General features: G+C 73.6%; 21 protein-coding genes and 2 pseudogenes. 5 read left to right on the top strand and 18 right to left on the bottom strand.

Annotation, left to right across the window (positions count from 1 at the left end):
- Positions 1-34: 34 nt before the first annotated feature.
- A pseudogene (locus ACFY8W_RS24310) lies at positions 35-742 on the top strand (chitosanase); the annotation flags it as partial.
- A 108-nt stretch (positions 743-850) separates the two neighbouring features.
- Here ACFY8W_RS24310 and ACFY8W_RS24305 read toward each other — a convergent pair.
- The 5 genes from ACFY8W_RS24305 to ACFY8W_RS24285 all read right to left on the bottom strand — a co-directional run bounded on the left by ACFY8W_RS24305 (position 851) and on the right by ACFY8W_RS24285 (position 5,911).
- Positions 851-3,088: a protein kinase gene (locus ACFY8W_RS24305; protein WP_391108840.1), complete on the bottom strand. Its 2,238-nt coding sequence runs from the start codon at positions 3,086-3,088 to the stop codon at positions 851-853.
- A 156-nt stretch (positions 3,089-3,244) separates the two neighbouring features.
- Complete coding sequence (locus ACFY8W_RS24300) at positions 3,245-3,580, bottom strand: hypothetical protein (protein WP_391108837.1); 336 nt, start codon at positions 3,578-3,580, stop codon at positions 3,245-3,247.
- A 90-nt stretch (positions 3,581-3,670) separates the two neighbouring features.
- Entirely contained in the window at positions 3,671-3,931 is a 261-nt protein-coding gene (locus tag ACFY8W_RS24295) for a DUF6296 family protein (RefSeq protein WP_391108834.1), read from the bottom strand.
- A gap of 9 nt (positions 3,932-3,940) precedes the next feature.
- Entirely contained in the window at positions 3,941-4,777 is an 837-nt protein-coding gene (locus ACFY8W_RS24290; protein WP_391108831.1) for an N-formylglutamate amidohydrolase, read from the bottom strand.
- A gap of 126 nt (positions 4,778-4,903) precedes the next feature.
- The gene (locus tag ACFY8W_RS24285; protein ID WP_391108828.1) at positions 4,904-5,911 is read right to left on the bottom strand and encodes an aldo/keto reductase; all 1,008 of its coding nucleotides are present in this window, start codon (positions 5,909-5,911) and stop codon (positions 4,904-4,906) included.
- A gap of 242 nt (positions 5,912-6,153) precedes the next feature.
- On the opposite strand from ACFY8W_RS24285, the gene ACFY8W_RS24280 reads away from it, so the two are divergent.
- On the top strand, positions 6,154-6,840 hold the full coding sequence (locus ACFY8W_RS24280) for an HPP family protein (protein WP_391108825.1): 687 nt from the start codon (positions 6,154-6,156) through the stop codon (positions 6,838-6,840).
- A 31-nt stretch (positions 6,841-6,871) separates the two neighbouring features.
- Here the strand turns inward: ACFY8W_RS24280 and ACFY8W_RS24275 are convergent, their stop codons facing one another.
- Complete coding sequence (locus ACFY8W_RS24275) at positions 6,872-7,255, bottom strand: ATP-binding protein (protein ID WP_391108822.1); 384 nt, start codon at positions 7,253-7,255, stop codon at positions 6,872-6,874.
- A 231-nt stretch (positions 7,256-7,486) separates the two neighbouring features.
- Here ACFY8W_RS24275 and ACFY8W_RS24270 point away from each other — a divergent pair, with 231 nt between their 5' ends.
- Positions 7,487-8,359 carry a SigB/SigF/SigG family RNA polymerase sigma factor gene (locus tag ACFY8W_RS24270; protein ID WP_391109654.1) on the top strand — a complete coding sequence of 291 codons (873 nt, stop codon included), beginning with the start codon at positions 7,487-7,489 and terminating at the stop codon, positions 8,357-8,359.
- Between the two features lie 198 nt (positions 8,360-8,557).
- On the opposite strand, the gene ehuA is transcribed toward ACFY8W_RS24270, so the two are convergent.
- The 10 genes and pseudogenes from ehuA to ACFY8W_RS24220 all read right to left on the bottom strand — a co-directional run.
- Positions 8,558-9,349: an ectoine/hydroxyectoine ABC transporter ATP-binding protein EhuA gene (gene ehuA / locus ACFY8W_RS24265; RefSeq protein WP_391108820.1), complete on the bottom strand. Its 792-nt coding sequence runs from the start codon at positions 9,347-9,349 to the stop codon at positions 8,558-8,560.
- Positions 9,333-9,974, bottom strand: coding sequence for an ectoine/hydroxyectoine ABC transporter permease subunit EhuD (gene ehuD, locus ACFY8W_RS24260; protein ID WP_391108817.1), 642 nt, complete (start codon positions 9,972-9,974; stop codon positions 9,333-9,335). Before ehuD ends, ehuA begins: the two co-directional genes overlap by 17 nt.
- A complete protein-coding gene (ehuC, locus tag ACFY8W_RS24255) occupies positions 9,974-10,648 on the bottom strand; it encodes an ectoine/hydroxyectoine ABC transporter permease subunit EhuC (RefSeq protein ID WP_391108814.1) in 675 nt (224 codons plus the stop codon). Before ehuC ends, ehuD begins: the two co-directional genes overlap by 1 nt.
- The gene (ehuB, locus tag ACFY8W_RS24250) at positions 10,645-11,544 is read right to left on the bottom strand and encodes an ectoine/hydroxyectoine ABC transporter substrate-binding protein EhuB (RefSeq protein WP_391109651.1); all 900 of its coding nucleotides are present in this window, start codon (positions 11,542-11,544) and stop codon (positions 10,645-10,647) included. The genes ehuC and ehuB overlap by 4 nt, the downstream gene beginning before the upstream one ends.
- Before the next feature lie 23 nt (positions 11,545-11,567).
- Positions 11,568-12,467, bottom strand: a complete 900-nt coding sequence (gene thpD / locus ACFY8W_RS24245; RefSeq protein WP_391108811.1) for an ectoine hydroxylase — start codon at positions 12,465-12,467, stop codon at positions 11,568-11,570.
- 54 nt (positions 12,468-12,521) lie between these two features.
- Positions 12,522-12,944 carry an ectoine synthase gene (locus ACFY8W_RS24240; protein WP_391108808.1) on the bottom strand — a complete coding sequence of 141 codons (423 nt, stop codon included), beginning with the start codon at positions 12,942-12,944 and terminating at the stop codon, positions 12,522-12,524.
- Between the two features lie 78 nt (positions 12,945-13,022).
- The gene (gene ectB / locus ACFY8W_RS24235; protein ID WP_391108805.1) at positions 13,023-14,306 is read right to left on the bottom strand and encodes a diaminobutyrate--2-oxoglutarate transaminase; all 1,284 of its coding nucleotides are present in this window, start codon (positions 14,304-14,306) and stop codon (positions 13,023-13,025) included.
- A 130-nt stretch (positions 14,307-14,436) separates the two neighbouring features.
- Positions 14,437-15,039 carry a diaminobutyrate acetyltransferase gene (ectA, locus tag ACFY8W_RS24230; RefSeq protein WP_391108803.1) on the bottom strand — a complete coding sequence of 201 codons (603 nt, stop codon included), beginning with the start codon at positions 15,037-15,039 and terminating at the stop codon, positions 14,437-14,439.
- A 312-nt stretch (positions 15,040-15,351) separates the two neighbouring features.
- Positions 15,352-15,807, bottom strand: a complete 456-nt coding sequence (locus ACFY8W_RS24225; RefSeq protein ID WP_391108800.1) for a DUF5709 domain-containing protein — start codon at positions 15,805-15,807, stop codon at positions 15,352-15,354.
- A gap of 208 nt (positions 15,808-16,015) precedes the next feature.
- Positions 16,016-16,135 (bottom strand): annotated as a pseudogene (locus ACFY8W_RS24220) (AraC family transcriptional regulator); the annotation flags it as partial.
- Between the two features lie 369 nt (positions 16,136-16,504).
- On the opposite strand from ACFY8W_RS24220, the gene ACFY8W_RS24215 reads away from it, so the two are divergent.
- Both ACFY8W_RS24215 and fusA read left to right on the top strand, forming a co-directional pair.
- A complete protein-coding gene (locus ACFY8W_RS24215; RefSeq protein WP_391108797.1) occupies positions 16,505-17,203 on the top strand; it encodes a hypothetical protein in 699 nt (232 codons plus the stop codon).
- A 478-nt stretch (positions 17,204-17,681) separates the two neighbouring features.
- Positions 17,682-19,691, top strand: a complete 2,010-nt coding sequence (gene fusA, locus ACFY8W_RS24210) for an elongation factor G (protein ID WP_391108794.1) — start codon at positions 17,682-17,684, stop codon at positions 19,689-19,691.
- Positions 19,692-19,778: 87 nt separating this feature from the next.
- Here the strand turns inward: fusA and ACFY8W_RS24205 are convergent, their stop codons facing one another.
- Positions 19,779-20,135 (bottom strand): VOC family protein, encoded by a 357-nt coding sequence (locus ACFY8W_RS24205; RefSeq protein WP_391108791.1) that lies wholly within the window; start codon positions 20,133-20,135, stop codon positions 19,779-19,781.
- A gap of 44 nt (positions 20,136-20,179) precedes the next feature.
- Positions 20,180-21,307, bottom strand: coding sequence for a nitric oxide synthase oxygenase (locus ACFY8W_RS24200; protein WP_391109648.1), 1,128 nt, complete (start codon positions 21,305-21,307; stop codon positions 20,180-20,182).
- Positions 21,308-21,353 lie beyond the last annotated feature (46 nt).

Here is a 21,353-nt window from a genome sequence, read left to right as displayed (position 1 = left end):
CGAGGCGTACAACGGCGGCACCACCACGCCGCCGGCCCCCGGCACGGGCCTCGACGACCCGGCCAAGAAGGAGATCGCCATGAAGCTGGTCTCCTCCTTCGAGAACTCCTCCCTCGACTGGCGCGCCCAGTTCGCGTACATCGAGGACATCGACGACGGCCGCGGCTACACGGCGGGCATCGTCGGCTTCTGTTCCGGCACCGGCGACATGCTCGACCTGGTCGAGCGGTACACGGCCAAGAAGCCCGGCAACCCGCTGGCTTCCTACCTGCCCGCCCTGCGCGCGGTCAACGGCACCGACTCCCACGAAGGCCTCGACCCCGGCTTCCCGAACGCCTGGCGCCAGGCCGCCCAGGACAGCGTGTTCCGGCAGACGCAGGAGGAGGAGCGCGACCGGGTCTACTTCAACCCCGCCGTCTCCCAGGCGAAGACCGACGGGCTGCGCGCGCTCGGCCAGTTCGCCTACTACGACGCCGCCGTGATGCACGGCGAGGACGGCTTCCGCTCCATCCGCGCGGTCGCCCTGTCCCGGGCGCTCCCGCCCTCGCGCGGCGGCGACGAGAAGGCCTACCTCCACGCCTTCCTCGACGCGCGCGAGGAGGAGATGCGCAAGGAGGAGGCGCACAGCGACACCACCCGCGTGAGCACCGCCCAGCGCCGCTTCCTCAACGAGAACAACTTCGACCTCAACACCCCGCTGTACTGGAGCGTCTACGGAGACGCCTTCTCCATCACCAGCTGAGTCGTCGCAGGCCGGGCCGCGAGGTCTCACGGCGGCGGTACGGGCAGGAGTCCCGGGGCCCGTACCGCCGCCGCGTCGCCGCCGGGGCTCCGGGCAGGGGAGCGGTCGTCAGCGCCAGGCGGGGTGGGCCTCGGGCTTGTCGCCGGTCGTCAGCCGGCGCTCACCCGTGCCGTCCGCCCGCACCGCCCAGATGACCGGCTCCTCGTACGGACCGCGCACGAACGCCACCCAGCGTCCGTCCGCCGACCACGCCGGGTCCATCTCGTGGTCCGCGGTCGCCACCAGCGCCCGGTCACCGGTGCCGTCGGAGCCGACCAGACGGATGTCCCCCTTGGTCGCGCCCCGGTACGTGCCGGCGGTGTACGCGAAGCTTCGGCCGTCCGGCGACCAGGCCGGGTCGAGAGCGGGGTGCGGCAGCCGGGTCACCTGGCGCGGCGCGCGCTCGGGATCGGCCGGGTCCACGAGATGGACCTGCCAGTTGTCCTTCCCCACCTCCAGGCACACGGCGATCCGCGTCCCGTCCGGAGACCACGCCGGATCCTCCACCCGGCCCTCCCCATGGGTGAGCTGCCGGACCGAGCCGTCGGCAATCGTCACCTCGTACAGCTGCTGCACGCCGTCCTGCACGCGCAGCACCGCCAGGCGCGTGCCGTCCGGCGACCACGACACCCGGCCCCCGGCGATGGCGGCGACCCGCCGCGCACCGCTGCCGTCCGCCTTCGCCGTCCACACCGCGGCGCCTTCGGAGGACTTGCGGGTGAAGGCGAACGAGCCGCGGTCCGGCGCCCATTGCGGCAGCATGTCGCACGTGCCGTCAGCTCCGTCGGTGCCGTTCTCCACCAGTTGCCGTGGCGAGTCCGTCGCCGCGGGGCGCACGGCGATCACACCGTGGCACTCCTGGGGCCAGCCGGGGGCGACGTCCTGGCGTACGAGGAGCGGAGCCGTCGGGAACGCGCCGGGAGTGGCACCCGCGGACGGCCCGCCGCTCCCCTGCCCGCCCTCCGCCCGATCGCCGGGATCGCCCTTCCACGGCGCCCAGATGACGACGCCCGCGACCGCCGCCGCACACACCGCGACCCCGACCGCCATCAGGAGCCCGCGCCGCCGGGGACGCGGCTCGGGACGCTCCGGCGGTACGACGGGTCCGGTGCCGGGCACGGGCATGTCCGGGACGGTGACTTCCGGGCGTACGGCGGTCGGTACGGGGGCGGGGACCGGGACGGGTACGGGGACGGGAACAGTCGGTACGGGTACGGGTACGGGTACGGGCTCGGAATCGGGATCGGGTGCGGGTACCGGCACGGGCTTGTAGTCGGGCCCGGGCCCTGGTGCGGGTGTCGGCTCCGGCTGGGGTGCGGGTGCCGGCTGGGGACGCGGTGCGGCTTCCGGCGGGGCGTCGTGGCCCGTCGGCTCCGTCTGCTCGCTCTGGTCGGTCTGCTCCGTCTGTTGCGGCCGGTCCGTCTGTTGCGGCCGGTCCGTCTGCGCCGGCCGGTCCGTCGCGTCCGCGTCTGGCGTCAGGGCGGTGGTGGCGTCCCCCGGCGCGGTGGCGAGCAGCACCGTCGCGTCGTCCGGCAGCCAGCTGCCGTCCGCCGGGTACCGGATCGTCAGACCGTCCAGGAACGCCGCGGGTGTCGGCCGTCGCGCCGGGTCCTTGGCCAGACACGCGGCGACCTGCGCCCGCAGGATCTCGGGGACGGCGCCGAGGTCCGGTTCCTCGTGCACGACCTTGTAGAGCCAGGCCGCGGACCCGCCCTCGCCGAACGGCGAGCCGCCGGACGCCTGGCACAGCACGACCCCGAGGGCGAACATGTCGACGGCCGGCGTGATCGCGCCGCCCGTGAGCTGCTCGGGCGCGAGATAGCCCGGGGTGCCGACCTGGAGCCCGGTCCGGGTGAGGGCGGTCGTGCCGTCCAGGGCCCGCGCGATGCCGAAGTCGATGACGCGCGGACCGTCCTCGGCGACGACGATGTTCGCGGGCTTCAGGTCCCGGTGGATCACGCCGGCCCGGTGGATCGCCTCCAGGGCCTCCGCGAGTCCGGCGGCCAGCACGCTCAGGGTGTCCGCCGGCAGCGCGCCCACCTCGTCGAGCACGGTCCGCAGCGTGGGCCCGGGCACGTACGCGGTCACCAGCCAGGCCGGGCGCCCGTCGGGGTCCGCGTCGACCACCGGAGCGGTGTGGAACCCGCCGACCCGCCGAGCCGCCGCCACCTCCTGGGCGAACCTGCGCAGGAACTCGGGATCCGTGCCCAGCTCGGGCCGTACGACCTTGACGGCGACCGCCCGCCCGGAGCGGGAGCGGCCCAGATAGACCACGCCCATGCCACCCTGGCCGAGCCGTCCGACCAACCGGTATCTTCCGTCCCCGACGGACTCCGGGTCCCCGGCTTCCAGCGGCCTCATGCTGCCCCCTAGCGAAACGAACGTGCAGAGGTTCTCCTACCAGGCGCGCGGTGCTCCGGTCGAGTCGGGCACCGCGCGGTCGGGCCCCGGGCGGGGAGTCTCTCAGCCCAGGTCGTGCTCCTCCCAGGTCTCGTCGTCCGGGTCGTACTCGGTCCGCGCGGACTCCCAGGTGGCGGAGGCGAGCTCGACGCCGGGAACGGAGCCGAGGAGGGCCACCGGATCGATGAAGTGGGCCAGGGAGCCGGACGGGTCGATCTCGATGGCCTCCACGGACTCGGCGCGCTCGGCGTCGTCCATGTAGGTGTCTTCCCGGACCTGCTCGAGCGCGGCGGCCCGCAGGGCCTGCTCGTCGGTGATCTCGGCGATGAGCTCGATGTTCACGCGCACGTAGCGCGGGGCGGACTGCTCGGCAGCGGATGAGGGGTCGAAACTGGTCATCCGGGCAGCTTAGGGCCTGTCCGGCCCTGCGACGCACCGCACCGGACGCCGCTGTTGCTCCGGCCCCGCCCGCCCTGAAGGAACCGGGCCCTAGGCGACGTCCGGAACGCCGGGGTCCGGCGCTTCGGGCAGCGGCCGGGCGACGACGCCCTGGGCGGGTTCCTGGTGGCCGCCCGAGGCGAGCACCCGCACCTCGTCGTGGTCGCTGATCTCGGCCCGGATGATGCCCGTCGGATCGGCGTACACGGGATGCCCGCCGGGCCCGCTGGCGGCGGTCCGCTCGACGACCACGACGTCGCGGACCTCGCCCGCACCGTCGGAGAACACCAGCTCGTACCTGTGTGTGCTCACCCCACCATTTTACGTCCGGGGCCCGGTTCCGCCGTTTCCGAGGACCTCGTCGGTCACGGCGTCCACCAGGGCGGCCAGCGCGACCCCGAGGGCGCGTGCCCCCGGCCCCGCCGGGCCGCCCGGCTCGGTCATGTAGCGGTCGCGGCGGATCTCCACCATCAGCGCGCCCACCCTAGGGTCCTTCCCGTAGTGCGCCAGCGGCACGTACGTGCCCGCGAACGGACTGTCCGCGGCGACCCCGCCGAAGCCGGCGAACGCGCGCCGGGCGGCGGCGAGCAGCGCGGGCGGCGTGTGGAACGCGTCCGTGCCGAGGCAGACGGGCGGGCGTGGGCCGTCGCCGTGGAGCTCGTACGGGAGCGCTGCCGTCGGGTACGAGTGGACGTCCACGATGATCGCGCGGCCGGTCGCCGCGAGCCGCTCGTCCACGGCCCGGGTCACGGCCTCCGCGTACGGCGTGAAGTACCGCTCGACGAGCGGCGCCGGGTCGAAGCCGCGCGGACGGAGTTCGGCGCGGTGCGTGGTGCGGGTGTAGACGGCGCCCATCCCGACCGCGAGCATCTCCTCGCGCTCGTCGGGGAACCGCTCGGGGTCGACGACCAGCCGGGAGAGCCGGTTGACGAACCGCCAGGGCGCCGTGTCCGCGGACGCCGCGGCCACGGAGGCGATCGCCTCGGTGTGGGCGTCGGTGATGTGGTCGAGCTCCCGCTCCAGTCCGGCGTCGTCGAGGACGATGCCGGCGCGCACCTCCGGGGGCACCACACGCGAGGAGTGCGGCACGTGCAGCAGCACGGGGGAGTCCGGCGCTCCCGCGAGCAGCTCGTAGGAGGGGGCGTCGGCGTCGGTCATGGGGACGGACTCCTCGGTGGTGGGCGTGGAGAGCGGGCGGTCGTGCGATGGGCGTCGCCGCTGCGGAGAGCGGTGCCTACGACAGAGCGCCAGGGCGATGCCTACGGCAAGGTCTCAGGGCGACGTCTACGGCAGGGCTGCGCCGCGTGCGGTGATCCACAGGCGGTACCACTCCTCGTGGCCGAGTGCGGCCGGGTCGCCGGTCGCGGCGTCCCGGCAGGCGCGGACGCGCGCCGGGTTGGTGGTGCCGACGACCGGGGTGATCCGGGCGGGATGACGCTGGAGCCACCACAGGACGATGGTCTCCGGAGTGGTGCCCTTGGCCTCGGCGAGCTCCGCGACCAGCGCGGCCGTGGCATGCTCCTCGGGCGTCTCCTGACGCCCGGTGTAGCGGCCCTGGGCCAGCGGGGCCCACGCCTGCAGCGTGATCCCGTGCCTCAGACAGTGCTCGACCGTGCCCGCCGGGAAGCCCACGGCGGCCGACGCGGGGGTGTTGACGAGCACGCCGTCCTCCAGCCAGTCCCGCCGCAGCAGGCTCATCTCCATCTGGTTCGCGACCAGCGGCAGCGCGAGCCGGTCCTGCAGGCGTGCGATCTGGGCGGCGTTCATGTTGGAGACGCCGAAGCGCCGCACGAGTCCCTGCCGGTGCAGGGACTCCAGGGCCTCGGCGATCTCGGCGGGGTCGGCGAGCGGGTCGGGCCGGTGGAGCAGGAGCACGTCGAGGTGGTCGGTGCGCAGCCGGTCCAGGCTCTCCTCGACCCGGCGGACGATGCTGGGCCCGCGCAGGTCGTACATGCCGGGCCGGTCCCCGTCGGCGAGCCGGATCCCGCACTTCGACTGCAGCGTGATCCGCTCGCGCAGGCCCGGGGTCCGGGCCAGGACCTCGCCGAACACGGCCTCGGCCTTGCCGTGCCGGTAGATGTCGGCGTGGTCGAAGGCGGTGATCCCGCTCTCCAGCGCCGCCTCGATCACCGCCTCCGCGGCGTCGACGTCGGCGGTCTCCCAGGGGCTCGGGTCCCAGCCGCCCCCGAGCCCCATACAGCCGAGGACGACCCGGTCGGTGCCCACGAGGGGCTGTGCGGTCTGCTGGGCGGCGGGCTGAACGGCGCGGTCGTCCGTCTCGGTCGAAGTCACGGCCTCACCCTCCCACAGGCCGCCTCCGGCCCTTGCCCGGGCCGGCCCGGGCGCCGGCGCCGGACCCGGACCGTAGCGCTTTCAACGATTTGTATACAATCGACGTGGTCGTGTCGCCCCTATCCGGGCGGCGCGGGCGTGGGCGCGAGGGCGGGCCGACTGTCGACCACAGGGCTCGTACGCCTGCCCGCTGATCCTGCCTCCCGCCGGCCCGAGGCCGCCTGCCCGGAAACACCCCCACCATGAGCACCGACACCGACACCAACGCCAACGCCGACACCGTCATACCCGCAGCGGACAGGACCCCGACCACGACCCGAGCCGGGACCTCGGCCCGAACCGGGACCGGGTCCGCGGCCGTATCCGGGATTGCGACCGTATCCGGAACCGCGACCGTATCCGGAACCGCGTCCGCGTCCGGCACCGCGACCAAGACCCGTAGCGCTCCCCGCCGTCCCCCGGCCCGTCCGGCGCCCGCGGCGGCGTTCCACAGCGTCGGGGCCGTCACCCTCGTCCTGCTCGGTCTGGTCGCGATCGGCGCGGTGATCCACGAGCCCGTGCTGATACCGCCGCTGGCCGCCAGCGCCGCGCTGGTGCACAGCGCGCCGACCCTGCCGCTCTCCCAGCCGCGCAGCGTCGTCGTCAGCCACCTGCTCGCCGCCGCCGCGGGCTACACCACGCTGGCCGTGGCGGGCGCCAGCGCCTGGGCCGCCGCCGTGGCGGCCGGCGTCACGCTCGCCCTGACCCATCTCGCCCGCACCCCGCACTCGCCCGCCTGCGCGACCGCCGTGGTGGTGGTCCTGCAGTCGCCCGCCCCGGCCCGCTTCGTACCGCTCCTGTTCGGGGCCACGGTCGTGCTCGTCCTGATGGAGTTCGCGGTCTCCCGGATCCGCAAGGGTGCACCGAGGTATCCCGCCTACTGGTGGTGACCCCGGGCGCCGCGCGCCGGGAGCGTCCGCGTCACCGGTCGAGCGGCACCACCGCGCGCACCGTCTTGCCGTCGGGCCGTACGTCCACCGTCACTTCACGGGACAACCGCAGCACGATCGGCCAGCCGTAGCCGCCGGGTCGCAGATCCCGCGTCCGGCTTCGGCGGCGCGGCGGGCACCTGCTGGCGTCGCTGACCGAGACGGCCACACTCCCCTTGCGCACGTCCAGGGCGAAACCGGTGACCCCGCCGCCGTGCCGCTGCGCGTTCGTCACCAGCTCACTCGCCACGAGCAGCAGGTCGTCGACCTGCGGGGACGGTGCCGAGGTGCCGGGGGCGAGAGCCCGGCGGATCGACCGCCGAGCTTCCGCCGGCGTACGGACCCCGGGCGAGGTATCGCCCCTCGTGGTCATCATGGGCTCCTTCCTCCCTCACCTCGCGTTCCGGCATGTCCCGCCTTCCCGTCGAGTCCGAAAAGATGCGCGATGTCCTGACTGGCGGACCGTCAGAAGGCATATCCGGCGCGATCCGTGAGCGGGAACCGACAATCGCGAACCGGTACGCGTGCGAGCGCTCAGGCGGGGTAGGCGATCCGCCACAAGCGAACGTCCGGCGAGAAACAGGAGGTTGTCCCCGTGCGGACCGAGATGGTCAAGGCGACGACGAAGGCGGCCGTGGCAGACGGCACGCCCAGCGACCTGCCCGTGCTCGAGGCTCCTCACGAGGTCGCGCCCCAGGATGCGCGCACCCTGTCGAAGGTGTTCTTCCAGGAGCTGGCACGGCGGGAGGAGGGGACGGAAGGTCACCAGTACGTCCGCAACACCCTCATCGAGATGAACACCTCGCTCGTACGGTACGCGGCCGGCCGCTTCCGAGCCCGCAGCGACGAGATGGAGGACATCGTCCAGGTCGGGATCATCGGCCTGATCAAGGCCATCGACCGCTTCGACCTGTCCCGGGAGGTGGAGTTCGCGACCTTCGCCGTGCCGTACATCGTCGGCGAGATCAAGCGGTTCTTCCGCGACTCGACCTGGGCCGTGCACGTGCCGCGCCGCCTCCAGGAGGCCCGCGTCGAACTGGCCAAGGCCAACGACGAGCTGAGTTCGCGCCTCGGCCGGGCACCGCGCGTCGCGGAACTCGCGGAGCGGATGGACCTGTCCGAGGACGAGGTGATCGAGGCCCAGATCGCCGCGAACGGCTACAACACCTCCTCCCTCGACGCCGCTCTCGGCAGCGGTGACGAGGAGGACGCCGACGCGTCCCTCGCCGACTTCATCGGTGAGGAGGACCCGGCGATCGAGCTCTTCGAGGACTTCCACACGCTCGCGCCGCTCGTCGAACTCCTCGACGAGCGCGACCGGCTGCTGCTGCACCTGCGGTTCGTGGAGGAGCTGACGCAGTCGGAGATCGGCGCCAGGCTCGGCGTCTCCCAGATGCACGTCTCCCGGCTGCTCGCCCGCAGCCTCGCCCGACTGCGCGAGGGCATGCTGCCCGAGGCCCCGGCCAACCCCACCCGCTGACGCGGCCGGCGTCGCGCGCCCGGCGCAGCCGGGCCGACGGTTCGCCCCACTCGCAGTGGACGTCGGCCCGCTGTGCCTGCCGGGGCGCTGCGGCGCCCGGCAGGCACGGCGGGCCGACGACAGCGCGCTCAGGCCGTCGTCACCCCGCCGCACAGCGCCCACGGCATGTCGTCCCACCGCGCGTCACGGCCCGTCACCTCACCGCACAGCCCTCAGGAACGCCCTGGTCCGCTCGTGACCGGGCTCCTCCAGCAGCTCGTCCGCCCGTCCCGACTCCACGATCCTGCCCTGGTCGAACATCAGGATCCGGTCGGACACGTCGCGGGCGAAGCCCATTTCGTGCGTCACGCACAGGAGCGTGATGTCCGTGGCGCGGGCCACGTCGCGCAGCACGTCCAGGACCTCCGCCACGAGCTCCGGGTCGAGCGCCGACGTCACCTCGTCGAGGAGCAGGATCTCCGGCCGCATCGCCAGCGCGCGGGCGATCGCCACCCGCTGCTGCTGGCCGCCGGAGAGCCGGGTCGGCCGGGCGTCGACCTTGTCGGCGAGGCCGACCATGCCGAGCAGTTCCCTCGCCCGGACGTCCGCGGCCTCCCGGCCCTCCCGCAGCACGTGCACGGGCGCCTCGACGACGTTCTCCAGGACGCTCATGTGCGGGAAGAGGTTGAAGTGCTGGAAGACCATGCCGATCCCGCGCCGACGGGACGCGAGGTACCGTTCGTTCGCCGGCACCAGCTTCCCGCCCGGCCCGCCCGGCATGTGGGAGTACGGCTCACCGGCCACGTGGATGACGCCCTCCGTCACCCGCTCCAGCGTCATGAGCAGCCGCAGGATCGTGGTCTTGCCCGAGCCGCTCGGCCCGATCAGCGTGACCCGCTCGCCGCGCCCGACCGTCAGGTCGAGTCCGTCGAGCACGGTGTGCTCCCCGTACCGCTTGGTCACCCGGTCGAAGCGCACCGCTTCCACCGTGTCCTCAAGCTCCTCTCGCAAGGCGTGCCTCCAGTCGTCGTACCAGCACGGACGTCGGCCAGCTCGCCAGCAGGAAGACCGCGGCGGCCAGCGTGAAACTCTCCAGATAGGCGAAGTGCGTGCTGCCGAACGAGCTCGCCTCGTGCACCATCTCGTGCACCGTGATCACCGAGAGCAGCGGCGTCTCCTTGAACATGGAGACGGCGTAGTTCCCCAGCGGCGGCAGCACGTTGCGGACCGCCTGCGGCAGCACCACCGCCCGCCAGACCCGCCGGCGTGGCAGCGACAGCGCCGTGCACGCCTCCCACTGGCCCTTCGGTACGGCGTCGATGCCCGTCCGGTACACCTCGGAGAGGTACGCGGCGTAGTGCACGCCCAGGACGAGCACGCCGAGCACCAGCGCGTCCAGGGCCGGGACCAGCACCCACGCCGCGAACAGCTGCACCAGCAAGGGCGTCGAGCGGACGAACGCGGCGGCCGCGTTCACCGGCCCGGCCACCCACCGCGGCCCGGCCCGCCCGACCAGCGCGAGCACGAGACCGAGCAGCAGCGCCACCCCGAACCCGAGCACGGTCGCCACCAGCGTGACCCCGAAGCCCTCCAGTACGGCGGGCAGCGCGGCCCACGCCGCCTCCCCGTCCCACATCACCCGTCACCGCCCGTCCCCAGCCGCGCCCTGGCGGCCCGCTCCAACGCGTTCATCAGCAGGCTCAGCACGCCGGCGAGCACTCCGTACACCGCGAGCAGCAGCAGGTACGCCGCCGCCGTGTCCCCGGTCGCCGAGCGCAACTGGTCGATCTCGAAGGTGAGATCGGGCACCGTGACCAGGGACAGCAGCGGCGTCGCCTTCAGCAGCTGCACCAGCAGGTTCTTGAACGGCGCGACCATCAGCGCGTGCGCCTGCGGCAGCACCACACGGCGCATCCGCAACCCGGGCCCCATGCCCAGGGCCACCGACGCCTCCAGCTGCGCCCGGGGCACGGCCGCGACCGCGCCGCGCACCACCTCGGCGCCGTACGCCCCGAAGTTGAGACCGAGGGCCACCACGGCACAGGCCAGCGGCTCCAGCCGGAAGCCGAGCATCGGCAGCGCGAAGAACAGCCAGAACAGCTGCACGTACAACGACGTGCCGCGGAAGAACTCGACCACCGTCCGGGCCGCGCCCCGCACGGGCAGCCGCCTCGCGCCGGACATCAGCCCCAGCGCGTACGCGAGGACAAGGGCGAGCCCGGCGCCGAGCACCGTCGCCTCCACCGTGACGAGCAGTCCCTCGCCGAGGCGCGGCAGCGCCCGCTCCAGCTCCGTCAGGAACGCGCTCACACCCGGCCCCGGCCCGCGCACAGGTCGGCGGTGCGCAGCCCGCGCGGCGGGGCCTCCCGCTCGGTGAACCCGTAGCGGCCGATCAGACCCACGTATCGCGCCGGGTCGCCCGTGATCCTCGCCAGCTCACGGTCGAAGGCGTCCCGCAGGGCCCGCGCGCCAGGCCGGAACACCGCCCCGCCCGCGCTCCACTGCTTCACCCCGTCCACTTCGGGCACGAACGGGTCCGCCACCTCCACGGCCGCCCCCTGGTTCGTCCTCGCGAGCCAGCGCAGCGAGATGCCGGTCAGCGCGAAGGCGTCGATCCGGCCGGCGAGCAGGGCGTCCAGACCGTCCTGCTGCTTGGCGAGCGTCTTCACCGACCCGTCCGGCACGCCCGCCGCCTTCGCGTACGAGGCCTCCACCGCGGCCGACAGCACACCCACCGTCGCGCCCTCGCGCGCACAGGACGCGAAGTCGCCGAGCCGCTTCGGATTGCCCTTGCGGACCATCAGCGCGGTGGTGGAGACGAACTCGGGCGCGGAGAAGATGACCTTGGCGCAGCGGTCGGGCGTGATCGACATGCCGGCGCTCACCACGTCGAAGCGGCCGGCCAGGAGGCCGGGTATCAGCGCGCCGAACTCGGTGAGCGTCGGTCTCAGTTCGGGCACGCCGAGCGCCGAGAACACCTCGTGGTGCAGCGTCGGCGCCTCGCCCGCGAGCCGGTCGCCGTCCTGGAAGCCGTACGGCGCCTCACCGGCGAAGCCCACCCGCACGTGGCCCCGCTCGCGCAGCTTCGCGAGCAGGTCCGCGTCCTCCTTCGGTGCGCCCGTGCCCACTTCGGTGCGGCTGCACCCGGTCAGGAGCCCGGCGATCCCGATGGCGGGCGCCAGGGCGAGGAAGCCGCGCCGTTTCATCGACGAGGGTCGGGACACGACGCTCACCCGACCGGGGTGACGTCGCGCGCGGCGATGAAGGAGGGCCGCCGTATCGGCGCGGCGAAGGGCATCTCCGGTGCGTTCTCGACGCTGTTGAAGACCAGGAACACGTTGCTCCGCGGGTACGGGGTGATGTTGTCGCCCGAGCCGTGCAGCGCGTTGCAGTCGAACCAGGTCGCCGAGCCGGGCGCGCCCGTGAACTGCCGGATGCCGCACGCGTCCGCGAAGGTCGTCAGCGCCTCGTCCGACGGCGTCCCGGCGTCCTGCATCTGCAGCGACTTCTTGTAGTTGTCCTTCGGGGTGGCACCCGCGCAGCCGAGGAAGGTCCGGTGGGAACCCGGCATGATCATGAGGCTGCCGTTGGTGGTGTGGTTCGCGGTGAGCGCGATCGACACCGACACCGTCCGCATGCGGGGCAGACCGTCCTCGGCGTGCCAGGTCTCGAAGTCGGAGTGCCAGTAGAAGCCGCTCGCACCGAAGCCGGGCTTGACGTTGACACGCGACTGGTGGACGTACACGTCGGAGCCGAGGATCTGCCGGGCACGCCCCACGACCCGCGGGTCGGCGGCCAGCCTGGCGAACACCTCGCTGATCCGGTGCACCTCGAACACCGAGCGGATCTCGCGCGAGCGCGGCTCGACGACGGCCCGCTCGTCCTCGCGCACGGCGGGGTCGGTGACCAGTCGGTCCAGCTCGGCCCGCAGCTCGGTGACCTCGTCGGGAGTGACCAGCTCGTCGACGGTGACGAAGCCGTCGCGCTCGTACTCCTCCAGCTCACGGGCCCAGAACGGCCCGGGAGTTCCGGGCTCGGCCCACACGACGGGGTCCTTGCGGCCGATCAGCTGCTCCTGGGCGCCTCGGGTGGGGTAGAGGTCGACGGGACGGGTGGGGGCGGAGGTCATGACGGGCGGTGCCTTCCTTTCTCGTACGGACTCGTGGGGGTCGGGTGCGGTCTTTCAGGCGTCGCGCGGCTCGGACCCGGGCTCGGGTTCGGTGAGGAGCGGGTAGACGCCGTTCTCGTCGTGGTCCTCGCGGCCGGTCACCGGCGGGTTGAAGACGCACAGGCAGCGGAAGTCCTCCTTGACGCGGAGGGTGTGCCGTTCGTGCCCGTCGAGCAGGTACATGGTCCCGGGCACGATGGTGTAGCTGCGGCCGGTCTCGTTGTCGGTGAGCTCGGCCTCTCCGGCGGTGCACACGACGGCCTCGACGTGGTTCGCGTACCACATGGACGTCTCGGTTCCGGCGTAGAGCACCGTCTCGTGGAGGGAGAAGCCGACCCGCTCGCGGGCCAGGACGATGCGCTTGCTCTCCCAGGTGCCGGAGGCGGCACGGACGTGGCGGTCGGTGTTCTCGATCTCGGCGAAGCTGCGGACGATCATGCGAGTCGGCCTTTCGGTGGTGCTGGGGGCAGGTTGTCGCGAGGCTCAGGACCTGAGGTCCTGAGACCTGAGGGCTCGTCAGAAGGCGGCGCGCTCGGCGGCGTGCCGGACGGAGCGGGTCAGGATGCCGAGCCCCTCGTCCAGCTCGTCGTCCGTCACGGTCAGCGGCGGCAGCAGCTTCACGACCTCGTCGTGCGGTCCGGACGTCTCCAGGAGCAGCCCCAGTTCGAAGGCCCGCCGGCACACCGCCGCGGCCCGGTCCCCGTCGGCGAACTCCAGGCCCCACACGAGCCCGCGTCCCCGGAGGGCGACGCCCGTGCGGCCGTCGTCGCCGAGCAGGTCGCCGAGCGCGCTCTCGATCCGCGTGGCCCGGGCGAGGGTGCGGTCGCGCAGGGCGTCGTCGCGCCAGTACGTGTCGATCGCGGCGGTGGCGGTGACGAAGGCGGGGTTGTTGCCGCGGAAGGTGCCGTTGTGCTCGCCCGGCTGCCACACGTCCAGCTCGGGACGGAACAGGCACAGGGCCATCGGGAGGCCGTAGCCGCTGATGGACTTCGACAGCGTGACGATGTCGGGGGTGATGCCCGCCTCCTCGAAGGAGAAGAACTCGCCCGTCCGGCCGCAGCCCATCTGCACGTCGTCGACGATCAGCAGCATCTCGTGCCGCCGGCACAGATCGGCGAGCCCGCGCAGCCACTCGGCGCGGGCGACGTTGATCCCGCCCTCGCCCTGCACGCTCTCGACGATGACCGCGGCCGGCCGGTCGAGGCCGGAGCCCGGGTCGGAGAGGAGCCGCTCGAACCACAGGAAGTCCGGCATCCGGCCGTCGAGGTACTGGTCGTACGGCATCCGCGTGACGTGCGGGAGGGGCACTCCCGCGCCCGCACGCTTGGCGGCGTTGCCCGTCGTGGCGAGCGAGCCGAGGGACATTCCGTGGAAGGCGTTGGTGAAGGAGACGACCGTCTCCCGGCCGGTGACCTTCCGGGCGAGCTTCAGCGCGGCCTCCACGGCGTTGGTGCCGGTGGGGCCCGGGAACATCACCTTGTAGGGCAGGGCGCGCGCTTCCAGCACCGCCGAGCGGAAGGTCTCCAGGAAGTCGCGTTTGGCGGTCGTCGACATGTCGAGGCCGTGGGTGACGCCGTCGCGGGCGAGGTAGTCGAGCAGCGCCCGCTTGAGGACCGGGTTGTTGTGGCCGTAGTTGAGGGACCCGGCCCCGGCGAAGAAGTCGAGGAAGGGCCTCCCGTGCTCGTCGTACAGCCGGCTCCCGCGGGCCTGCTCGAAGACCACCGGCCAGGCGCGGCAGTAGCTGCGCACCTCCGATTCGACGGTCTCGAAGACGGACGGGGCGATGTCGGTGAGGGTCACGGTTCTCCCGTATCTCTGTTTCGCGGTGGGGCTTGGTGGGGCGGAAGGGGTCTGGGCGGGGCGGAGCGGATCCGGGTGAGTGGGTCCGCGCTGGTGCGGAGTGGATCCGGTGGTGCGGCGGACCGCGGCGCTACGGCAGGGGCCGCGTCAGCGGGCCGATGCGGTAGAGCACTTCCGGCTCGTGGGCCGCGGCGCCCTGCGCGTCGAAGCCGGAGGCGTCGGAGACGCCGGGGACCTGGGCGGCGGCGTCGACGGGGAAGGCGTCGGCGGCGAACAGGACCTCCCGGGTCAGGGCGGCGCCGTGGCGGCGCGCGAACGAGCGGAACAGCCGGTCCGAGGCCACGTTCCCGGGGGTGACCGTCGCCTCGATCCGGATCGGACCGTGCTCGGCCGCCGCCACCCTCGCGGCCAGGGCGTCGAGCAGTGCTCCGGCTACCCCGGTTCCGCGATGTGAACCGTCGACGGCCACCTGCCAGACGAAGAGGGTGCCCGGCGCCTCCGGGCGCAGATAGCCGGTGACGAAGCCGATGGGTCGTCCCGTGGCGTCACGGGCGACGGCGGTCGTGGCGGCGAAGTCGCGGCACCACAGCAGGTAGCTGTAGGGCGAATTGAGGTCCAGGTCCTCTGCCGCGCGGGCGATCCGCCAGAGGTCGGCGCCGTCGTCCGGCCGGGCGGGGCCGATGTCGAGGGCGGTCACCGGGGCCTTCGGGAACGTCATGTGTGCTGCGGTCATGTGCGCCGAAGCTACCGAGCAGTGGAGCGAACTTCCTGGTCCGAGGGTCTTGCGCGAAGGCTGGAGGGTGAGATAGGTGCGCGGGCGGATACCGCTGCGGAAGTCCGTCACTTCGTCCCCGGCGAATCCGGCGATGAACGGACAAAATGACCGTTTATAACGGCTGGATAACGCCTCGTGGGCGACCTGACGGTCTCGTCAAAGTCCCGGACAACCTGCGGTGATGCGCGTTTGAAGCGGATCAGCCGGGTCAGGAGTACGGGTTCGGTGGCACGCCCGGACCCCGCGGCAGGCAACCGGCAGCCTGCCGGGTCACTCCTCGTCGACGAGGTGCACGGCCGCTTCCTCGGCGGAGGCCGCACCGCCGTCGATGCCGACGTCACGCGCGAGTCCCTCGAGCGGAGAGAGGGCGTGTCCGCCGTCCAGGGCGACGAGACGGCCGGCCCGGCGACCGCCGACCTCGCCGTCCAGCGGCTCCCCGTCGGTGTCCGAGGCGTCCCCGATGCCGTCCCAGTCGAGGTTCGGGTCGTCGTCCGGGACCTCCTCGGCGAGACGCTGGTCCAGGCTCTCGCCCCGCAGCCGCTCTGCCGCGGTGACGCCCGTGTGCTCGACGGCCAGGGGCCGGTCCGGGGGCACGTATCCCTCGTCGAGCGGGCTGTCGAGCGGACCTTCCAGGGTGTCCGAGGCGTCGAGCAGCCCCGCGTCGTCCTGCACCTCGCTGCCGTCGGGCTGGTAGACGTCGTCGCCCCAGGCCTCGTTCTCGGTCATGCGGAACACACTCCAGACACTTCGGCCGCTCGTCGATCACGAGCCGCTTCCATGCTCCGCGCCCCGTCCCCGCGCCGCCACCGCACGGCCGCCGCACGCGTGCCCCGGGCGGCGGGTGGACGGCGGCGGCCCGCGCCGCCGAGCGGGCCGCCGGGCCGGAGTGCCGGGGCATCGGTCCGGACGGTGGCCGGGCGGGCGGCCCGGGCGGTCAGGCGAAGCTGCGCCGGTACCCGTGCGGGCTCACGCCCGTGGTGGGCTTGAAGCGGTCCCGGCACGCGGTGGGGGAACCGAAGCCGACCTGGGCGCCGATCCGCTCGACGGAGTGCCGGGCCGGCTGCGGGAGGCGCTGCGCGCCTCCTCATGGCGACCGATCCGGCCACCGTCCCCGTGCGGCCCGGCTCCGCCCCGCTGGGCCCGGCGCACGGCTGCGCCTGTCTCCTCGTCGCGATGCCCACCCGGCGGCTCGCCCCGGCGAGCCGCCGACCAGGACCGTCGCCCTCGTGCCCGGTTCCGGGGCCCCGCTCGCGCTGCGCCGACTGCGCGCCGCGACCCTCCGTCCGGGGGCCGGATCCGGCCGCCACGACCCTCCAGGGGGACCCGGGATGTGAACCTTCGACGCGCACGGGGTAAAACCATGGCCAACACCCCTCTCACCTGAACGGAAACGCGCGCGTTGAGCATGCTCCCTGGATCACGTGTGCCAGGCAGGACCTGGACGATCCGACTGACGGGTCACCCCGACCACTCCGCGACGGTCACCTGCTCCACGCCGGGCTGCCGCATGCCGGCCCGGTCCAAGGACCTCCACTCCCTGCGGGTCTTCGCCGCGGAACACGTGCGCGCCCACGCCCGGCTGGCCGCACCGCGGCCCAACGCGGCCTGCGCCTGCGGGGCCAGCGACTGCCGGCACCACGCCGCGCGCACCACGTGCACCGGCCGTACGCTGCTCGTCCTCATTCACAACCCGGCCGTCGCCGAGGTGTGGACGCTCGCGGAGATCTGCCAGGCCTGCGCGCCGCAGATCTCCCACGCGAGCGTCCTCGCGGGAGCCGGCGGAGCGGGCGGCGCCCGCGACTCGCTGGCCGCCCGCGCCGCCGCAGCGACGGCGGCCGCCGCCACCGGCACGGCGGGACCGCCCGCCGGGACGCCCTCGGGGCCGTCCGCAGGCGCCGCCCCGGCCGCGCCCGCGGCCCCGGCCCCTCCGGCCGTGCCGATGATGTTCTCGTCCCCGGAGGCCGCCGGGGGCGCTGTCGCTCCCGTACCGTCACCCCACCGCAGGCGCGCCCGCCGGGGCGGCGGCGGCCGAGGCGGCCAGGGTGGTCAGGGAGGCCAAGGCGGTCAGGGAGGCCAGGGTGGCCAGGGCGGCGGAAACCGCCGCGCCCGCGGCCGCTCCTGACGACGTCACCCGCCCGGCCTCCCTCGCCCGAGGGAGGCCGGGCGTCTTCGCGCCCGGGCGCGGGTCGGCCCGTCCGGGCTTCCGCGTACGCCGGGGCTTCGTCCCGCCCGACGGACCCGGTGCCGCGGAAAACCGGTGTCCTCTCCCGGCCCGCCCTGCCTAGACTCCAGCCCGTACCGCCGAACGGACCATGAACCGAAGGGAGATGACCATGCGCGCCACGAAGGCCACCGCCGTCGCCGCCGTCGTCTCCCGTGCCCGGTACGACGTGATCCTGGCCTCTTCGTCGCTCCGGTGCCGGCTGCGCGGCCGACACCGCTGACCCGCGACGAACCCCGCCCTCGGGCCCGCGCACGGCGGGACGAACCGTACGAGACCTCACCGTACGACCACGTCCGCCTGCCACGTCCGGCCCCCGCACCGTCACGGGAATCGCGCTGCCCTGCCACCGCATCGCACGCGAAGGACCACCCACATCATGCGTACCCGCATCCGCAACCTCGGCATCCTGGCCCACGTCGACGCCGGCAAGACCACCCTCACCGAGCGCTTCCTCTACCTCACGGGTGCCACCCACAAGCGCGGCGAGGTGCACGACGGCACCACCGTCACCGACTTCGACCCGCAGGAACGCGACCGCGGCATCACCATCTTCGCCGCGGCCGTCAGCTGCGACTGGGACGACCACCGCCTCAACCTCATCGACACGCCCGGGCACGTCGACTTCGCCGACGAGGTCGAACGCGCCCTGCGCGTCCTCGACGGCGCCGTCGCCGTCTTCGACGCCGTCGAGGGCGTCGAACCGCAGAGCGAGTCCGTGTGGCGCCAGGCCGACCGGCACGGCGTTCCGCGCCTCGCCTTCGTCAACAAGCTCGACCGCGCCGGCGCCGACCTGGACACCGCCGTGGAGTCGATCCGCACCCGCCTCGGCACCGTGCCGCTGACCGTACAGCTGCCCATCGGCCGCGAAGACGCCTTCACCGGCGTCGTCGACCTCGTCCGCATGCGCGCGTACACCTGGCGGCCCGGCTCCGACACGTACGAGACGGGCCCCGTGCCACAGGCGCTGGCCGAGGAAGCGGTGCGGCGACGACACCGGCTCGCCGAGACCGTCGCCGAACTGCACCCCGGCGCCGTGGAGGAGTTCTGCGCCCACGGCACCCTCGACGAGCGGACGCTGACCGCCGCCCTGCGCGACCTCACCCTCGCCGGCGAGGCCGTGGTGGTCCTGTGCGGCTCCGCGTACCGCAACCGGGGGATCGAGCCGCTGCTCGACGCCGTCGTCGCCTACCTGCCCGCACCCGCCGACCTGCCGCCGGTACGCGGCGAGCAGCCGGCCGACCCGACGGCGCCGCTCACCGCGCTCGCCTTCAAGGTGACCACCACGCCCACCGGCCGCATGACCTACCTCCGCCTCTACGCGGGCACCCTGCGAAAGGGGGACACCGTGCTCGACACCACCACCGGCCGCACCGAACGGATCGCCCGCATCCTGCGCGTCCAGGCCGACCGCACCACCGAGGCCGACCACGCCGCCGCCGGGGACATCGTCGCCGTCGTCGGACCGAAGGCCGCCCGCACCGGCGCCACCCTCTGCGCACCCGACGCGCCGCCCGTGCGCCTCGAACCGCCCGTCTCCGCCGACCCGGTGGTCTCCGTCGCGATCGAGGCCCGGCTCGGCCGCGACACCGAACGCCTCGCCACGGCGCTCGCCCGCCTGACCGAGGAAGACCCCTCGCTCATCGTGCGGACCGATCCCGAATCCGGGCAGACGGTCCTGTCCGGCCTGGGCGAACTCCACCTGGAGGTGGCCGTGGAGAAGCTGCGCCGCGCCCACGTCCTCGAAGTCACCGTGGGCCGACCGCGCGTCGCCTACCGTGAGACGCCCGCCCTGGGCGTGACCGGGCTGACGTACCGCCACGTGAAACAGGACGGCGGGTCCGGCCAGTTCGCGGTCGTGGTCCTCGACGTCGCGCCGCTCGACGACGCCGACGGGGAGGACGAGCGGGACTTCGTCTTCCGCTCGACGGTGACCGGCGGACGCGTCCCGCAGGAGTTCGTCCGCGCGGTCGAGGCGGGCTGCCGCGACGCGCTCGCCGAAGGCCCGCTCGCCGGCCATCCGGTGACCGGCGTCCGCGTCACGCTCACCGACGGCGCCACCCATGTGAAGGACTCCTCCGAGCTCGCCTTCCGCACCGCCGGACGGCTCGGCCTGCGCGAGGCCCTGCGCAGGGGTGGCACCACCCTGCTCGAACCCGTCGTGGAGGTCACCGTCACCGCACCCGACAGCACCGTCGGAACGGTGCTCGGCGACCTGGCGGCCCGTCGTGCCCGGATCACCGACTCCACCACCCACGCGGACACGGCGGTCCTGACGGCGACGGTCCCGCTGGCCGCGCTGTTCGGCTACGCGACGCACCTGCGCAGCCGTACCCAGGGCCGTGCCACCTTCACGACCCGCCCGGCGGGCTACTCCCCGGCGGTCTGACCGTCCGGGTGTGCCGAGGGCCCGGCGCCGTGCGCACCGGGCCCTCGGGCCCACGGCGTGCAGCCTCCCCGGCACCGCGGCCCGCTTTCAGCCCTGGCGTTCCTGCACGGGAGCTCCACCGAAGCCGATCTCGTTCCCGTCCGGGTCGCGGAACGTGGCCTTGCGCACCCCGTTCCCGTACGTCTCGCGCTGCGTGGGCCGCAGGCCCCGGGCGGTGATGTCGCCGACCACGGCGTCGAAGTCGTCGACGAACAGGGTGTGCATGGCGTGGCCGGCGTGGCCCGGCCGGAGCTCGATGTACAGGGACCTGTGCTCGGCCACCTCCCACACCGCCTCGGTGTCGTTCGGGACGAACGTGGGCGGCGAGCCGAGCAGCCGTTCGTACCAGGCGAGCGCCGAGGCGTAGTCGCTGACGGGAATTCCGGCGAAGAGGTGCACGGCCATGCCACGAGCCTAAGCCGTGATCTCCGGCACCGCCGGGTCACCCGTCACGCCTCCCGGGCGAGGAACGCCGGGCGCAGTGACGGGTCCACCGGGTCGTAGTACCGGTGGAAGACCGGGGTCGCCGAGCCGGACAGGGGCGGGACGATCCAGCTCCAGTCGGCGGGCGTGGGCCGGCCGTGCCGGCTCTCCTGCGCGATGTGCCGCAGGAAGCGCCCGGACTCGGTGTGGTGGTCCGCCATCGTCACGCCCGCCTCCTGGAAGGAGTGCAGCACCGCCACGTTCAGCTCGACCAGTGCCCGGTCCCGCCACAGCGTCCGCTCCGAGGACCGGTCGAGCCCCAGCCGGTCCGCCACCGCCGGGAGGAGGTCGTAGCGCTCGGTGTCGGCGAGGTTCCGGGCGCCTATCTCCGTCCCCATGTACCAGCCGTTGAAGGGCGCCGCCGGATACCGGATGCCGCCGATCTCCAGAACCATGTCGCTGATGGCCGGCACCGTGTACCAGCGCAGCCCGAGCCCGGCGAACCACGCGTGGTCGGGATGCCGCAGCGGCACCTCCGTCACGGCGCCGTCCGGCAGCTCGTACCACTCCGGCCGTGATCCGGGCCGCTCCCGCACCATCAGCGGAAGCACCTGGAACGCCTCGTCCTCCCGCTTCCACCCCAGGTCACGGGCCTGCGCGGTGAGCCCGGCGCTGCGCGGGTCGCCGATCCAGCGGCCCTCTCCCGTGCGGTGCCCGGCGTAGCGCACCAACTGGTCGTTGACGATCCGCGGCCCGGGCCGTCCCGGCCGGTCCGGCGCGAACACCGAGACGACCGGCCGGATCCGGCCGCCGTTCCCCGCCTGCCGCAGATGCTCGAAGCACTGCTCGGCGATCGCGTTGGCGTCCCTGACCGCCCGCAGGTCCCGGACCACGAGACTGCGCCAGTAGAGCCGGCCGATGCACCGGGCCGCGTTGCGCCATGCCACCCGGGCCCCGAAGGCCAGCTCGGCGGGGGAGTGGGTGTAGGTACCGGTGCGGCCGATCTCGGTCAGCACCTCGCGCAGCCGTCGCTCCACGTCGCCCGCCTGCGGCTGCTCCCGGTGGAACTGACGGACGAAACGCTCGGCCTCCTGCCGGAGGGTCCCGGCGGCGCCGGGAGCGACCGCGGGCGGCCCGGGCGCGGGCGGAGGCACGTACGGGCAGGTACCGGAGCCCGCGGAGGCGACACGGCCGACGGGG

It is taken from the genome of Streptomyces sp. NPDC012637, from assembly GCF_042954805.1.
GTDB lineage: Bacteria > Actinomycetota > Actinomycetes > Streptomycetales > Streptomycetaceae > Streptomyces.
The sequence above is the reverse complement of the archived record's forward strand: the minus strand, read 5'-3'. Positions and strand labels throughout refer to the sequence as shown.